The organism is Streptomyces sp. NBC_00086 (assembly GCF_026343255.1).
In the GTDB taxonomy this organism is placed as follows: Bacteria; Actinomycetota; Actinomycetes; order Streptomycetales; family Streptomycetaceae; genus Streptomyces.
The window spans coordinates 991,630-1,007,371 of sequence record NZ_JAPELZ010000001.1 but is presented as its reverse complement, the minus strand read 5'-3'; the positions used below and the strand labels follow the sequence as shown (position 1 = coordinate 1,007,371).

Annotated in this window: 13 protein-coding genes; 7 read left to right on the top strand and 6 right to left on the bottom strand. The window is 72.2% G+C overall.

The window, feature by feature from the left end; genetic code table 11:
* The first annotated feature begins 54 nt into the window (after window positions 1–54).
* Genes stsB through OG276_RS04585 form a run of 4 tightly spaced genes read left to right on the top strand, consistent with a single transcriptional unit; the run spans window position 55 to window position 5,162 of the window.
* The gene (gene stsB, locus OG276_RS04600; RefSeq protein ID WP_266902986.1) at window positions 55–1,554 is read left to right on the top strand and encodes a StsB family radical SAM/SPASM domain sactipeptide maturase; all 1,500 of its coding nucleotides are present in this window, start codon (window positions 55–57) and stop codon (window positions 1,552–1,554) included.
* Window positions 1,535–1,891 (top strand): PqqD family protein, encoded by a 357-nt coding sequence (locus OG276_RS04595; RefSeq protein WP_266902984.1) that lies wholly within the window; start codon window positions 1,535–1,537, stop codon window positions 1,889–1,891. The genes stsB and OG276_RS04595 overlap by 20 nt, the downstream gene beginning before the upstream one ends.
* Entirely contained in the window at window positions 1,888–3,300 is a 1,413-nt protein-coding gene (locus OG276_RS04590) for an NAD(P)/FAD-dependent oxidoreductase (RefSeq protein WP_266902982.1), read from the top strand. The genes OG276_RS04595 and OG276_RS04590 overlap by 4 nt, the downstream gene beginning before the upstream one ends.
* Complete coding sequence (locus OG276_RS04585; protein ID WP_266902980.1) at window positions 3,297–5,162, top strand: S9 family peptidase; 1,866 nt, start codon at window positions 3,297–3,299, stop codon at window positions 5,160–5,162. Before OG276_RS04590 ends, OG276_RS04585 begins: the two co-directional genes overlap by 4 nt.
* Before the next feature lie 7 nt (window positions 5,163–5,169).
* Here OG276_RS04585 and OG276_RS04580 read toward each other — a convergent pair whose 3' ends face one another.
* The 6 genes from OG276_RS04580 to OG276_RS04555 all read right to left on the bottom strand — a co-directional run bounded on the left by OG276_RS04580 (window position 5,170) and on the right by OG276_RS04555 (window position 12,446).
* On the bottom strand, window positions 5,170–6,453 hold the full coding sequence (locus tag OG276_RS04580; protein ID WP_266902978.1) for a helix-turn-helix domain-containing protein: 1,284 nt from the start codon (window positions 6,451–6,453) through the stop codon (window positions 5,170–5,172).
* 82 nt (window positions 6,454–6,535) lie between these two features.
* Window positions 6,536–7,174, bottom strand: coding sequence for a GAF domain-containing protein (locus OG276_RS04575; RefSeq protein WP_266902976.1), 639 nt, complete (start codon window positions 7,172–7,174; stop codon window positions 6,536–6,538).
* Window positions 7,171–8,064, bottom strand: a complete 894-nt coding sequence (locus OG276_RS04570; RefSeq protein WP_266902974.1) for a S8 family serine peptidase — start codon at window positions 8,062–8,064, stop codon at window positions 7,171–7,173. Before OG276_RS04570 ends, OG276_RS04575 begins: the two co-directional genes overlap by 4 nt.
* Window positions 8,055–11,087 carry an adenylate/guanylate cyclase domain-containing protein gene (locus OG276_RS04565; protein WP_266902972.1) on the bottom strand — a complete coding sequence of 1,011 codons (3,033 nt, stop codon included), beginning with the start codon at window positions 11,085–11,087 and terminating at the stop codon, window positions 8,055–8,057. The genes OG276_RS04570 and OG276_RS04565 overlap by 10 nt, the downstream gene beginning before the upstream one ends.
* A gap of 6 nt (window positions 11,088–11,093) precedes the next feature.
* Entirely contained in the window at window positions 11,094–11,543 is a 450-nt protein-coding gene (locus OG276_RS04560; protein ID WP_266902970.1) for a helix-turn-helix transcriptional regulator, read from the bottom strand.
* Window positions 11,544–11,612: 69 nt separating this feature from the next.
* Window positions 11,613–12,446, bottom strand: a complete 834-nt coding sequence (locus tag OG276_RS04555; protein ID WP_266902968.1) for a hypothetical protein — start codon at window positions 12,444–12,446, stop codon at window positions 11,613–11,615.
* A 331-nt stretch (window positions 12,447–12,777) separates the two neighbouring features.
* Between OG276_RS04555 and OG276_RS04550 the strand changes: the two genes are divergently transcribed.
* From OG276_RS04550 to OG276_RS04540, 3 genes are read left to right on the top strand one after another with little or no spacing between them, the layout of a single operon-like run.
* Entirely contained in the window at window positions 12,778–13,719 is a 942-nt protein-coding gene (locus tag OG276_RS04550; RefSeq protein WP_266902966.1) for an ABC transporter ATP-binding protein, read from the top strand.
* Window positions 13,720–13,723: 4 nt separating this feature from the next.
* Complete coding sequence (locus OG276_RS04545; RefSeq protein ID WP_250741952.1) at window positions 13,724–14,533, top strand: ABC transporter permease; 810 nt, start codon at window positions 13,724–13,726, stop codon at window positions 14,531–14,533.
* Between the two features lie 19 nt (window positions 14,534–14,552).
* Window positions 14,553–15,731, top strand: a complete 1,179-nt coding sequence (locus OG276_RS04540; RefSeq protein WP_266902962.1) for a YcaO-like family protein — start codon at window positions 14,553–14,555, stop codon at window positions 15,729–15,731.
* Window positions 15,732–15,742: the final 11 nt, after the last annotated feature.

Genomic DNA, 15,742 nt, shown 5'->3' with positions numbered 1-15,742 from the left:
CCGGCGGCTCATGCGTCGGGCCGCGCCTGTGCCAGTCCACAGAGAGGAGGCGGGATGCGCGGAAAGCTGGTTCGGAACCTGTCGTTGTTCGAGGTGCCGGGTGACCTGACGTACTTCGTGCACGGAGAGGACCACCTCGTGGTCAACCCGGAGGTGGCCGCCCGGTGCGTGCTCTCCGGACGTGAGTTCCGGGTCCTCGAAGCCCTGGCGTCAGCCCGGGCCCGCGGGGAGCAGCCGGGGCTGGAGCAGAACGACGAGACGGAGCGCGTCCTCGCCAAGCTCATCCTGAACTGGATCGTGTACTTCAACGGCAACAAGCCCAAGGTCAGGCTGGGCGAACCGCCCCTGGGCGTCGCGTACTACGCGATCACCGACGGCTGCAACCTCCGCTGTCCCTACTGCTACGCCTCCTCGGAGAAGTGCCTTCCGGGCGAGCTCGACACCGCCGAGTCCCTGGACCTGGTCTCGCAGATCGCCGACTTCGGCGCCGGGACCATCATCTTCACCGGCGGCGAGCCGATGCTCCGCAAGGACCTCTTCCAGGTCGTCGAGCACGCCAAGAACAGCGGCCTGAAGGCCAACGTCATCACCAACGCCACGATGATCCGGACCGAGGCGAAGGCCAAGCGGTTCGCCGAGCTCTTCGACGCCGTGACCGTGAGCCTCGACGGAGGTACGGCCGAGACCCACGACCGCACCCGCGGCAAGGGCGCCTTCGCCAAGACCCACCGGGCGATCCAGCTCCTCAACGAGGCCGGGGTGGCGCCGGCCATCAACCACATCGTCACCTCGGACAACATCCACGAGCTGGAGGACTTCGCCTCCTTCCTCGACGGGATCGAGATCCACAGCGTCCGCCTGATGAACCACAACGACCTGGGCCGGGGCGCGGACGACGCCTACGACTTCGGGTGGCAGGACCACCTGGACGTGCAGCAGCTCGTCTGGACCTCACCGGTCGCCGGGAAGCTCAAGCCGGACGGCCCGCGGCCGGTCACCGCGTGCTCGGTCAAGGGCAACTGCGGCATGGGTGGGCACGAGATCTACGTCAACTCCCTCGGGGACGTCTACCCGTGCAAACTCGTCACGGGCAAGGGGGAGTTCGCCGGGAACATCAGGAAGCAGCGATTGTCGGAGATCTTCGCCAGCCCGGTCCTGACCTCGATGCGCAAGAGCACCGTGTACGGCGGGGAGTTCCACGCCGACTGCGAGAAGTGCTACATCAAGGCGAACTGCGGCGGCGGCTGCCGGGCCGCGCACATGTCGGAGTCCGGGGACCTGCGGCGCAACAGCCGCCACCTGTGCCGGATCCTGCGCCACGGGGTCACCACGCAGCTGTGGCAGGAGACCGGCGTGACCCGCGCCGAACTTGCCCTGGACGGCGCCGAGATGACCGTCCCCCGGCTGGTCGCCACCGGGGAGGTGCACGAGGCCCACGAGCAGTGGAAGACCTACGTCCGCCCGCCGGCCCCCGTGCCCGCGATCAAGGTGGGCGAACTGATTCCGATCATGCCGGTGAACAGGAGGTTGGGAGATGTCCCTGCACATCAGTGACGCGGTGATCTGGCAGGAGACCGCGGACGGCATCTCGCTCTACCACAGCGAGTCCGGCGACTTCCGCACCCTGAACTCCACGGCCGCCCAGATCTGGGCGCTCGTGGAGAGCGACGGCGACCGGGAGACGGTCATCAGCAACCTGTCGCTCCTGTTCGCCGGGCACAACCCCGTGATGACGGCCCGCATCCGCGCCGAAGTGGACGCCTTCATCAGCTCCATGGTCGAAGCGGAGCTGCTTCTGGAGACGGATGCCGGGACGGAATCCGGTACGGGGTCCGAGGCGGATGCCGGGACGAACGCCCAGACGCGGAGCGAGCCGGCCGCGCGGTCATGACCAAGGCCGTCGTCCTCGGCGGGGGCTTCGCGGGCGTGCTGGTGGCCAAAGTGCTCGCCGGGCACGTCGACGAGGTCACCGTCGTCGAGGGCGGCCGCTACCCGGCCGCCCCGGGGGTCCGGCCGGGGCTGCCGCAGGCGTTCCACAGCCATGTGCTGGTGACCGCCGGCGCCGAGGCGCTGGACACCGTGCTCCCGGGAACGCTGGCGGCGCTCCTCGCCCGGGGTGCGCACCGCCGGGGCCTGCCCGACGGGGCGCTGATCCTGAGCGCGGACGGCTGGTTCCGCCGCCACGAGACCGGAGCCTTCATGGTCTCGTGCAGCCGCTGGCTCATGGACCACGTCATCCGGGAGCGGGCCCTGGCCGACGGGGCGATCACGGTGCGGGAGCGCACCCGGGTCCTGGGACTCGTAGGAGACGCCTCGCGCGTGACCGGAGTCCTGGTCGCGGGCGAGGACGGCTCCGCCGAGACGCTGCGCGCCGACCTCGTGGTGGACGCGACGGGCCGGCGTTCACGGGCCGGACGGTGGCTGACCGCGATCGGCGGACCCGGGGTCGAGGAGGAGGTGGTCGACCCGGGTCTGGCGTACTCCACCCGGATCTACCGGGCCCCGCCCGGCCTCGCCGCCACCCTCCCGGCGATCATGCTGCACCCGCGGCCTTCGAGCGGCCGGCCGGGGTACGGAGCCACGCTGTTCCCCATCGAGGACGGCCGGTGGATCTTCACCCTGACCGGCACGCGCGCCGCCCGGCCGCCGGTGGACGAGCCCGGATTCACGGACTGCGCGCGCTCGCTGCGCTCGCCGATCGCGGCGGAGCTGCTGGCCGCGGCCGAACCCCTCGGCGGGGTCAGGCCGTTCCGTGCCACCGCGAACCGCAGGAGGTTCTTCGAGCGGCTGCCCCTGCCCGAAGGCTTCCTCGTCGTCGGTGACGCGCTGACGGCGGTGAACCCCGTCTACTCGCACGGCATGTCCGTCGCACTGCTCGGCGCCGTGCGGCTGGACCGGGAGCTGACGCAGCGCGGCGCCCGGCCCTCCGCGCTGCCCGCGGTCCAGGCCGCGGTGGCGGAAGTGGCCCGCGAGTCCTGGAGGATGGCGACCGAACAGGACCGGGTACGGGCGGCCGCAGAGGAAGGACCCGTGTCCGCGGAGCCTCCCGTGTCCGCCGCCGGGCTGCGGATGCGGGCGAAGGTGTCCCAAGCAGTGCTCAACAGCCCGGCGTTGATGACCCGCCTCTTCCGAGCCCAGACGCTGGTACCCGCCCCGGCGGGTTCCCCGAGGCCCTCCGCCGGCCCCTCCGCGGCCCCGCCGCTGGACACCGACGAGGCGGTCGCGCAGTTCCCCGGGCTCCGCGACTGGTGGTTCTCGGAGCGCGCCGTCCAACAACCCACCCCGGGAAGGGAACCGTGACCACGGAAGCCGTACCGCTGATCCCGCACTCCGTCCTGTTCGGCAACCCGACGTACCTCGTGCCCGAGATCTCCCCGGACGGGACCCGTCTCGTCTACCTGGCCCCGCACGAGGGCGTGCTGAACGTATGGACGGCGCCGGTGGACCGGCCCGAGGAGGCGAAACCCGTCACCCGTGACCGGGGCCGCGGCATCCGGACGTACGGCCTGTGCCACGACGACCGGACCCTCTTCTACCTGCGCGACCGGGACGGCGACGAGAGCTGGCGGGTCCACCTCGTCGACCTGCTCACCGGCCGGGAACGCTGCGCGACCCCCTTCGACGGTGTCCAGGCGCGGATACTGGCGCACAACCGGTGGCATCCGACGACCGTGCTGATCGGGCTGAACAAGGACCGGCCGGGGCTGCACGACGTCTACGCCCTGGATCTGGTGACCGACCGGCTCACCAAGGTCGCGGAGAATCCCGGGTACCTGAGCTGGATCGTCGACACCGACCTGCGGGTGCGCGGCGGCACGGTGATGAAGCCCGACGGCGGCCTGTCCGTGTACCTCGACCCGCCGGACGCGGCGGGCGGGCCGGGAGGTCCGGACGCCGCCCCGCCCTGGCTGGAGGTGCCCTACGAGGACGCCATGGGGACGCGGGTCGTCGGCTTCTCGCGCGACGGCGCCACCTGCCACCTCCTGTCCTCCATCGGGGCCAACGCCACCCGCCTGTTCGCCGTCGACCTCGCGACCGGGCGGCGGACGCTGCTCGCGGAGGATCCGGTGTACGACGTCAAACAGGTCGAGTTCGACCCGGTGACCCGCAGGCCGCAAGCGGCGCTGTTCGCGAAGGACCGCGACGAATGGGTCTTCCTCGACGAGGAGTTCGGCAAGGACCTCGGCCGGATCCGCGGCGAGCTCGCGCTCCTGTCGGTCGACGGCGAGGTCTACGTGGACCGCACCGACCGCGGCGAACGGCTGTGGACGGTCTCGGTGGTGACCGGAGCCGGTCCCGTCCTCTACTACCTCTACGACCGGCCGGCCGGCGCGCTGCGCTACCTCTTCAGCCACCAGTGGGAGCTGGAGGCGTACACGCTGGCCCGGATGGAGCCCTTCGCCTTCGCCGCGCGCGACGGGGTCACCGTCCACGGCTACGTCACCTGGCCGCCCGGCGCCGAACGCGCGGGCCTGCCCGCGGTGGTGAACGTGCACGGTGGTCCCTGGGCCCGCCACACCTTCGCGTTCGACGAGGAGGCGCAGCTCCTGGCCAACCGGGGCTACGCCTGCGTCCAGGTCAACTTCCGCGGTTCGACGGGCTACGGCAAGGAGTTCCGCAACCTGGGTGCCAAACAGTGGGGCGCCGCGATGCAGACCGATCTGCTCGACGCGGTCGCCCACCTCGTCGCGGGCGGCGGGATCGACCCCGCACGGATCGCCATCATGGGCTGCTCGTACGGGGGTTATGCGGCGCTGGTCGGCGCGGCCTTCACCCCGGAGGTGTTCACCTGCGCGATAGACCTCTGCGGCCCGTCGAACCTGCTGACGCTGCTGGCGGCCGGGGCGCCGTACCGCACCGCGCTGCGCTCCTTCATGCACGCCCAGGTGGGGGACCCGGAGACGGAGCGCGCCATGCTCTGGGAACGCTCTCCGCTGTCGCGGGTCGACGAGATCCGCATCCCCGTCCTGGTCGTCCAGGGCGCCAACGACGTCCGCGTGCCCCGGGCGGAGGCCGAGCAGATCGTCGCGGCGCTGGCGGCCAAGCAACTACCCCACGAATACCTGCTGTTCCCCGACGAGGGACACGGCCTGGCCCGGCCCGCCAACCGGCAGGCCTACTACGCCGCGGTCGAGCGGTTCCTCGCGGAGCACCTGGCCTGAGCCCGGGTCAGGCAAGCACCGCCCGCACCAGGTTCGGCAGGTGCAGGCGGGTCTCGGTCTCCTCGTGCGCCGCCCGGACGAATCCGCCGCCCGTCAGCGCGCTCAGGTCCTCCACCACCCGGTTCAGCGGCCGGTCGAGGGCATCCGAGGCCTCGCACACCGTCAACGGCTTGTCCAGGTCGGCAAGCTCCCAAAGGAGCGCGCGGGCGGCGGGGTCCAGCCGCTCGACCCCGGACCGGATCGGGCAGCCGATCGTCCCGGGAACACCGGCGGGCCGGGCGGCCGCCGGCAGTTCGAGCAACTCGGACGCGGGCATGTCCGCGAGCCGGCGCAGGCTCAGTACCCCGCACCGTGCGGCCGCCGCCTCCAGCGCGGCCGGCAGGCCGTCCAGGGTCCGGCACAGCCGTACCGCCGCCCCCGCGTCCGCCCGGCCGAGCACGAATCCCGGCCGGACTTCCGAGAGCCGGTCCACGAGCAGCCGCACCGACGGGACGCCGGCCAGGACCTCCAGGGAGCCCGCCGCCTCCCAGTCCGGCCCGGGGACGGCCAGCGGTGCGAGCACCGTCCCCTGGACCCCGGCGATGTTCCACGCGGCTCGCGACGTACTGACCACCCGGATGCCGGGACAGTACGCCAGCAGCTCCTCCACGCCGAACGGATCCCGTGCGTCGGCGACCCCGTCGAGGACGAGCAGCACCTCGTGCCGGCCGATGAGCCGGCAGACCGCGGACACGTCCTGCGCACCCGATTCCACGAGCAGGCGCAAGGACCGCAGCAGGGGGCCGAAGACCGCGCCGTGACCGCCCGGGGCCACCGCTCCCGCCCCGATCCACAGCACCGGCCAGCCGCGCCGGGAGCTCAGCCGCGCCGCCGTCTCCGCGGCCACCCGCGACTTCCCCACGCCCGCGAGCCCCGAGAGGGAGATCAGCCGTCGGTGATCCGACTCCAGGGCGCCCACCAGCGCCCGGACCTCCACGTCCCGCCCGAGGAGGGCGTTGACGGACTTGGGTACCGACAGGCAGGGATCGGCGCCGACCGGAGCGGGCCCGCCGCTGCCCAGGCCCGCGGTGACGAAGAGCTCCCGCGCCAGACCCTCCAGCCCCAGGGCGTCGGCGAGCAGCCGGACGGTCTGCATCCGCGCGTTCACCCGGCCCGACTCCAGGGCGCGGATCGTCCGCGGGCTGATCGTCGACAGGTCGGCCAGCGTCCGCTGGGTGAGACCTGCCTGCACGCGCTTGAAGCGGAGCAGTTCGGGAAACGACGGAGCCTGCGCCTCGGCACTGTGGACCATAGGCCAGGAGGGTAGGAGGGACCCGTTCCGTAAGCGTCTCCGGTGCGTCGCCGGTACGTCTGCGCTCCGTCTCCGTCGGCCGTCAGACCACCTTCGAACTGGGGTGCGCACCCCGGTCGAGCAGGTCCAGCGAGATGCGCAGCAGCGAGACGGCCAAGGGGTCGGACGCGTCCATGACCGCGTGTTCCGACAGCCGGGCCACCAGCTCTCCCATGCGCGGGGCCGCGCCCGCGGCCTGTTCGCCGCGCCGCAGCAGCGCCAGGCTCAAGGCGGCCTGCGTGGCGAGCAGCCCCAGCAGTTCGATGTCGTCGAGCTCCCGGCCGGGGGCGTTCGCGTCGTGGGCGTGGCGGTCCAGCACCTCGATCACTCCGATGCACTCCCCGTCCGCGATGAGCGGGGCGGCCATGATGCTCGCGGGCACGTACCCCGTGGAGGCTGCGGCATCACGGGCGAACCGGTCGGTCGCGGCCACGTCGTCCGTGATCAGCGGCTGCCCGCTGGCCGCCACCCAGCCGGCGATGCCGGTACCGGGCTCGAACCGCCGTCCGACCAGGCCTTGTTCGCCCTCGCCCGCGACCGCCGCGAAGATCAGCTCACCGGTGTCGGGGCTCACCATGAACACCGAGGACGCGGCGGCCCCGTAGATGTAGCGGGCCACCGTGACGACAGACTGCAGGAGCTGACGTTCGATGGCCATCAGATCGTGTGGCCAGGGTTTCATTCTTCTCCGCCTCCTTCTCCTTGGACCGGTGCCTGGTGGACCGATACGTTCGCGGCGCAGTGGTAAAGGACGCTCTTGAGCTGGAACGGCGTGAGCCACGGATGCTTGCTCAGGACCAGGGCCGCGATCCCGGCCATGTGCGGCGCCGCGAAGCTGTTGCCGGTGTTGCGGACCGTGCCGCCGCCCAGGCTCGCCACCGGCACGCGCACCCCCCGGGCACGGAACTCGACCGGGGGAGCGGCGTTGTAGTAGAAGCGCATGCCGTCCGGCTCGGCATGACTGGCGACCGAGATCACCGAGGCGAAGTTCCAGGGGAAGCTCTCGATCGGCAGGTTGTGGGCCGCCGCGACCACCGCGGTCCGGCGGAAGTAGGCACGGTCGCACAACTCGGCCAGCCGGTCGCGGAATTCGACCCTGCTCGTCGACAGGCTCATGCTGACGACGTCGAACCCCTCCTCGATCGCGAAGGCGAGTCCCGCGATCAGCGCGGAGGCGCTGCCGGCCCTCCCGTCACCGAGGACTTTGAGCGAACTGATCGACACCCGGGGCGCGATGGAGCGGATGATCCCCGCGCAGGCGGTCCCGTGCCCGGCCGTGTCGAGGGGCTCGCACTCCTCCACGCGCGGAGCCCGGCCCTCGGCGCTCACCACCTGCCAGGCCCGCTCGACCGCGCCGACCAGCGGATGCGCCGCCTGGACACCGCTGTCGAGCACGCAGACCCGTACGCCCTCGCCGGTCGCGCCCTGCCAGGCCCAGTGCGGGCCGATCCCCTCGAACAGGGCCGTCGGCAGGGCCTCACCGGGGTCCCCGCCGGCCGGCATGCTCCATGCGGGCATCCCCGACGCGTGCGGCCGCCGCTCGCGCCGCCAGGGCGCGCCGTTCAGATCCATGCCCGTACCGCCTCCAGCGGCTTCACCGCGCCGACGGCCGCGTAGCTGTCGACGGCCAGCCCGGCCATGGCCCGGGCCTCGGCCCCCTCGCCCAGACACCGGTGGGCCCGGGCCAGATCGAAGCAGACCTCGCCCCGCAGACACGGGTCGTCGATGTCCCGGAGCAGCCGCAGCACCTCGGCGCGCACCGGCTCGGCGCGGCCCTGCGCCGCGGCGCCCAGTACGGCGGCCGACAGGCACAGGATCCGCCCCCGGACGTCCATCTCCGCGCGCCGTGCCAGCAGTTCGGCGATCCGGCGGGCCGCCTCGTCCGTCCTGTCCCGGCGGGCGCACTCGCGTGCCGCCTGGACCCGCATGGTCAGGGCGACCGGTACGTAGCCGGCCAGTTCGAGGGCGTCCGCAGCGCGGCCGAAGCGCCGCTCGGCCTCCGCGTGCTCACCGTCCAGCGAGGCGGCCAGCGCGGCCACTTGATCGACCAGGACCCGTCCCATGGTCAGCCGGAGCTGTACGACGACGGACTCGGCCTCGGTCAGCGCCGAACGCGCACCGCTGCGGTCCCCGGTCAGCGCCAGGCAGCGTGCGCGGGCGGCCAGCGCGGGCAGGGCGAGGAACCGGTCGGCGGCGAACCGCTCCAGGAGCTCCGCACAGCCCGCGAGCTTCTGCTCCATCGGGCTCGGCGACCACTGGCGGATCTCGCACAGGGCGACCAGCAGGCGGTCCTCCTCGTACGCGTCCCCGGCCTCCCGGGCGTGGTCGAGCGCGGCGCACGCCGCTTCCTCGGCGGCCCCGAACCGGCCGTGGTCCAGGTGGACCAGCATCCGCAGCTGCTCGAAGCGGCACCGGGCGGACAGGTCGGGCTCCTCGCCGTCGAGCGCGGTCCGCAGTCCCGCCACGTCGGCCGCGGTGACCTTGCCGAGCCGGGCGGCCAGCAGCTGCCGCTGCACCCGTACCAGGGCGGGACCCGACGGATCGCGCCACGCCCCCTCTTCCACCACCTCCAGCGCACCCCGGGTGTCCCCGGAGAGCATGAGGGCGTCGCTGAGCCGGACGGCCGCGACCGACCGGCACCGGTCCGGCCCGCCCCGCGCCAGTACGAGCGCCCGCCCGAGCAGTCCGATCGCCGTCGGCACATCGCGCTGCCGCAGCGCCACGGTGCCCTCGCCCAGCAGGGCCCCGGCCGCCTGCCGGGCCAGCTCCGGCAGCTCCGCATCGTCCGGGCGCAGCCCTCCGAGGAGCCGGGTGGCGGCTTCGAGGTGGAAGCCGGGACTGAAACCGTGCTCGGCGAGCCTGCGGTGCCAGGAGACGCGCTGCTCCTTCTCCAGCCTGCCGTACGCCACTTCGTGCACCGGCTGCTGGACGAAGCGGTAGCCGCCCTCCTCCGCCGTGGCGTGGAACAGCCGCTGCCCGGCGAGCTCCGCGAGGGCCGCCGCGGGCGCCGGCTCGCCCAGCAGCGCGAGCTGCTCCAGGGTGAACGAGGGGCCGATGACCGAAGCCGCGCCGAGCAGCCGCCGGCCCGGTGCGGGCAGCCGGTCGATCATCGCCCCCACCATGGCCGTGATGCTCGGCGGCACCTCGTCGACGGTCCGGCCGTTCCTCAGCCAGTCCATCAGCAGCCGGATGTACAGCGGATTGCCCGCGCTGTACAGCGCGACCCGGTCGACCTGTTCGGCCAGGTCCAGCCCGTGCAGCTCCACCTCGTCGCCGCTCCCGCGCCCGGCCAGCGAGAACGCCAGCCGCGCGCTGTCGGCCGGGACCAGCGCCCCGACCTCGATCACGTCCGGCTCCCGCGGGCCGGGGCTCTCCTGCGCGCCGGGGCTCTGCGACCCGGAGGGTTCCCGCGCCCCGGAGGTTTCCCGCGCCCCGGATCCCTCCCGGGACCAGGGCCCTTCCCGCCCCGTGAGCTCCGGCCGGGACACGCAGACCATCAGGAGCGGGAGGTCCCGCAGACCGTCCATGAGCTCGCCGATGAGCCGCAGGAGCGACTGCCCGGCCCACGCGAGGTTGTCCCACACCACGACGAGCGGGCCGCCGGCCGCCGCGCCGAGCAGCTCGCGGGTCGCCCAGGACACCTCCTCCACGCCCGGGCCCGGGACCGTACCGGCCCTCCGGGGGAGCGAGGCGTCGCGCAGGGCCGCGAGGACGCCGGCGATCCGCTCGTCCGTGCGCACCAACTCCGCACAGGACGGCGCCCGCCGGGTCAGTGCGTCCAGCATTTCGACGAGCGCCCCGTAGTTCCCGTCCGTTCCGTAGGACTGACAGGTGCCGAACACCGCGACGGGCCTGGCGCCGGCCGCGACGAGATCGTCCACGGCCTCCCGGACCATCCGGGTCTTGCCGATGCCCGGCGGTCCGATCACGGTCACCAGCTCCGCGCGCCGCTCCCGGGCCACCCGGTGGTAGATCCGGCGGAGCCGGTGGCGTTCCGCGCCGCGGTCCACCATGAGGGACCCCTCGTCGGTGTCGGCGCCGTCGGTGGCGGCCTCACCGGTGACCACCAGGACGGGCACCGGCTCGGCCTTGCCCTTCAGTGCCACCGGCGGCACCGGGACCATGGTGTAGTGCGGACGGGCCAGGTGCGCCACGGTCTCGTTGACGATGATCTCCCCGGCGACCGCCAGGGACTGGAGGCGCGCGGCGAGGTTGACCACGTCGCCGACGACCCGGATGCCGGCCCGGGCCGAACGCGTCACCAGCGCCTCGCCGGCCGCGATCCCGCAATGGACCTCGACCGGAGCCGCGTCGGCGGCCGGCGTGCGCAGGCCGGCGACCTCGGCGCGGATCCGCGTGGCCGCGCGCAGCGCCCGCGGTGCGTCGTCCTCCTGCGAGGTGTCGGCCCCGAAGACCGCCATGACGGCGTCGCCGATGAACTTCTCGACGACGCCTCCGTGTTCCTCCACCGCGGCCGAGCAGATCTCGTAGTACTCGTCGAGCAGCCGTTGCAGCGGCTCCGGGTCCACGCGCTCGGCCAGCCGGGTCCAGCCGACCAGATCGAGGAAGAGCACGACCACCAGTCTTCGGCTCATGCGCGCTCAGAGCAGCTTCAGGTCGTGCGCCCACACCTCGGCATCCGCGCCGGAATCCGCCTCGACCAGCCGCAGTTGGACCGCCACGACGACCGAGGTCTCCTCCTCGGTCAGGCCTGCCAGCACCTCGCGCTGAGCGGCGCTCAACTGGTCGACCGGAAGTCCGGCCTCACGCAGAGCGGTCAGAGGATCGAACACGTCACCCACCCCTTTCACGGGGCCGCACGGCGGCGGCCACACATCGATCGGCAGGAGCCGGTGGACGTAGCAGTAGGCCACCAGCTCCGCCCTGTTCCTGCAGTTGAACCGGTCGAGCAGGACACTGATCTCCTCGCCCACCGTGTGCCTGCTCAGGCGCAGCGCCCGGGCCACGCGGTCGGTCGTATGACCCCGCGCCACCAGGGCCACGAGCACCAGGCCCCGGCTGGAGATCTCGCCACCCCGTAAGGCCGTCACCGGCGCGGGTTCCTCACGACGGGCTTCTCAGGACACTCTCTTCGCGGCGCACTCCCCACGACGCACTCCTCACGACGTACTGCGTACGAACAACTCACGGACCATGACGGCGGCCATGAACGAGACGCCGTGCCAGCGCGCCTTGCGTTCGAACCAGAGCCAGTCCCCGTCCGGGTTGGCCTCCAGGAACACCGGCTCCCCGGTGTCGGACACGAGCAGGTCGAACGCCCCGTAGCGCAGGTTCCACGCGGCGGCCAGGGTGCGTACGGCCTCGGCCGCGGGGGGCGGGCAGTCGACGCGCGTCACGGTGACGCTGTCGGGGTCCGTCATCGGGCTCGACGGATCGGGTTTGCGGACCTCGAAGGCGCAGATCCCGCCGTCGAGGTGATAGACGCGCAGCTCACGCGCGTGTTCCACGTACTCCTGGACCACGACCGGGCGCTCTCCCGCGGCGACCGGGGCCGGTCCGGAGCCCTGTTCCACCGCCTCCCGGCCCACGACCGCGGGCAGACAGGCCTTCCAGCCCAGCCGGTCCGGCTCGAACAGCCGGAAGTCCGGAGTCTTGACCACGAGGACCGGCGCCCCCACCGTGCGCGCACCCGCCGCCACGTCATTGGTGACGACCGTACGGGGCGTCCGCACGCCCAGCCCGCGCGCCTCCACCAGCTGGCCCGGACCGACGACCGTGCCGCCGGGCAGAGCGGCGCCCGCCGCGGCCGACACCTGCCGGAGGAACCCGGACCAGGACTCCGCCCGCAGCGGGGGCATCGATCCCACCGGCCTCGACTGCGCCAGCAGCGCGCAGGCCGAACCGTGCCGCACCCAGACCACGGCCGGCCTGACCCGGCGCCCGGAGACGTCCAGCAGACCGGTGTCCACGTCCAGAGCCAGGGGCGTCGACATGAGTTCGTCCTGCCGGATCAGTATCGCCGGAGTTTCCAGAGGCCCCGTCAAAGCATCGCGAACGAGCTCCAATTCACGGCCGCCCGCGCAATTCACCAGAACCACAACGGATTGGCCGTCGTGGTCTTCCGCCAGTCCTGAACGGCTCATGCTGCGAATGCTAGCCAACGGGGCCGGGCGGCAGGCGGCAGAACGGAGGCAGTTGTCAGGCAGCTTGGGCAGCGGCCGCTTCCGCGCCGTCCCGCGGGCGTAACGTCCAGCCGCAGCAACCCGATCGGAAATCCAGGAGAAACACCAAGCGGAACATCGATCACATTGTGGAGGGCGGACCGTGGCGAATGGTGTGGTGAACGCCGAGGAACTGACCAAGCGTTACCGCGGGAAAGAAACGCCGGCAGTCGACCGTATTTCATTCGACATCGCCAAAGGCGAGACCATCGGGCTGCTGGGACCCAACGGTGCCGGAAAGACCACCCTGATGAAGATGATCTGCGGCGTCACCCCTCCCACCACCGGGCGGATCCGGGTGTTCGGCGTGGACCCGGCCCGCGACCCGGTCGCCGCCAAGACCGGCATCGGCGCGATGCACCAGTCCGCCCCCTACGACGAGATGCTCTCGGCCCTGGACAACCTGCTGATCGCCACCCGCTTCAAGGGCCTGTCCTGGCGCACCACCCGCCCCTGGGCGATGGAGGTGGCCGAGTACCTCGGCCTGGGGGACCACCTGTCCCGGCTCGTCTTCCAGCTGTCCGGCGGACAGCGTCAGCGGCTGCAACTCGTCCGGGCCCTGCTGACCATCCCCGAACTCCTCATCCTCGACGAGCCCTCGGCCGGACTGGACGTGGCCGGCCGGCACCAGATCGAGCGCTTCGTGCGGTGGCTCCGCGAGGAGTACGGCATGACCGTGATCTGGACCAGCCACATCATCCAGGAGCTGGAGCGCAACGCCCAGCGGGTCCTGGTCATCAACCAGGGCAAGGTGGTCCGCTTCGCCGAACCGAGCGAGCTGGTCAGGGAGTTCGGCGGAGCCCACCTGCTGGTCAGCGTCGACGACGCGGTCGCCGCCAAGGTCGTCAAGGAGTGGGCGGCCACCGCCGGACTGACCGCGACGGCCCAGGACGCGGAAGTGCGCATCGAGAACGCGCAGGTCCGGGACGTGCTGCCGCAGCTGTCCCGGCACTGCCACGACGCCGGGGTCGCCATCTCCGGAATCTCCACCGTCACCGACTCGCTGGAGCAGGTCTTCCTGCGCATGACCGGGAACGAGGGCTGAGACCGTGGCCGACCTGGGATTCAAGACCACCGCACCGGTCGCGTCGGGCAAACCGGCGGACTTCACCGCCGTGTTCTACCGCGAGTACGCGCTCCTCGCCCGCAACAGGGTCAACCTCATCCTCGGCCTGACCCCGATGCTCGTGTACCTGCTCCTCGTGAACACCTCGCTCGGCAACGTCGTCGGGAACATCACCTACCGCGGCGAAACCCTCCCCTTCGCGGTCTTCCTGCTCCCCATGGTGCTGGCCATGTCGGTGGTCAGCGCCTCCGGGACGACGGGCATGGCCATGTTCCAGGAGGAGATGAGCGGGGTGTCCACCCAGCTCTGGAGCTGGCCGCTGCGCCGGTCGCGCTTCCTGGCCGGCAAGCTGCTGGCCGGGGTCTCGCTCGTGCTGGCCCAGAGCCTGCTGGCCCTGGCCGTCGCCGCGGTCATCTTCGACTACCCCTTCCACGCGTCCCACTGGATCTGGCTGCTGCTGGCACTGGTGCTCTCGTCGGTGGCGTTCAACGGGCTGTACCTCGCGGCGGCCGTCCTCATCAGCGACTACCGCACCTTCATGGTGCTCACCAGCGTGTCGGTGCCCGTCCTCGTCTTCGCCGCTCCCTCGCTGTCCACCTCGCAGCAACTCCCCACCGTGCTCCGGTGGATCTCGACGGTGAACCCGGTGTCGTACGCCGTCACCGGGATGCGCGACGCCGCGATCTTCGGCCTGGGCAAGGCCTGGCCCTCCCTGGTGGTGCTCGCCGTCGTCGCGATCGTCGCCAACTTCGTCGCCGGCCGGGCGCTGTTGCGGCGCACCCGGAACCTCTGACCCGCAGGAGCTCCCCACCGTGCAGACCGACGATGCACCCCTGGCCTGGCTCGCCACACCGGCGGACCGCTCCGTACACCGGCTCCCGGGCACGGACAGGGCCCAACCACCCAAAGCCACATGGGAGATGGCGACCCGCGCCGCGGCCAAGGTGGGCGTCACCCGGGTCGCCGACATCACCCGGCTCGACTCCATCGGCATCCCGACCTTCCAGGCGATCCGGCCGCTCTCCAGGACGCTGGCCGTCTCCCAGGGCAAGGGGATGACCCCCGAACTGGCCAGGCTCTCGGCCGTGATGGAGTCGGTGGAGACCTGGCACGTGGAACAGCCGGCCCCGCCCTCACTGACCGCGACCCCCCGCACGCTCCGTACGCAACTGGGGTACGAGGTATCCGCGTTGGCGCCCTCCGCGCCGAGCCTGCTGCACGAGGGGCTGCCGCTGGACTGGGTGGCGGCCAGATCCCTGGTCGACGGAGCGCGCACCCTCGTCCCCGTGAACGTCGTCCGGCTGACGCTGGAGGAGCACACCGACTGGAACCCGCCGGTGTTCTTCGAGTCGACCAACGGCCTGGCCGGCGGGAACACCCGGATCGAAGCCGCTCTGCACGCGCTCTGCGAGGTCATCGAGCGCGACGCGATGACGGCCGCGGTCACCGGGGGCGGGGAGATGGGCGTACGCGTGGACCCGCGCTCCCTCGGGTCGCCGGTGGCCGACGAGCTGTGCACGCTGATCGAACGGGCCGACGTCACCCTGGAGGTCCGCCTCGTCCCGTCGCCCACCGGCCTGCCGTGCTTCCTGGCCTGGGTCGCGAGCGAGGAGTACCCGGCGTTGATGTTCGGCTTCGGCTGCCACCTCAGCCCGGAGATCGCCCTCACCCGAGCCGTCTCCGAAGCGGCGCAGGCCAGGCTCGCGTACATCTCGGGGGCCCGCGACGACCTTCGCGAGGACTTCGGGCAGGTGGACGCCGGCCGGCTGCGGAGCGCGCGCTCCGGCCCGGCGGCCGCCGATCTCAGGGGCCTCGTGGACGATCCCGTCCCGCACGACAGTCTGGCCGGCGCCCTCGCCCACGTGGTGCGCCGGGCGGCCGAAGCCTTCTCCCATCCGCCCCTCCTCGTCGACCTGACGCGCGAGGAGATCGGGGTCCCGGTCGTCAAGGTCGTGGCTCCGGGGAGCCGCGTATGCCCGGAGGTGCTGTAGTGAAGGGGCAC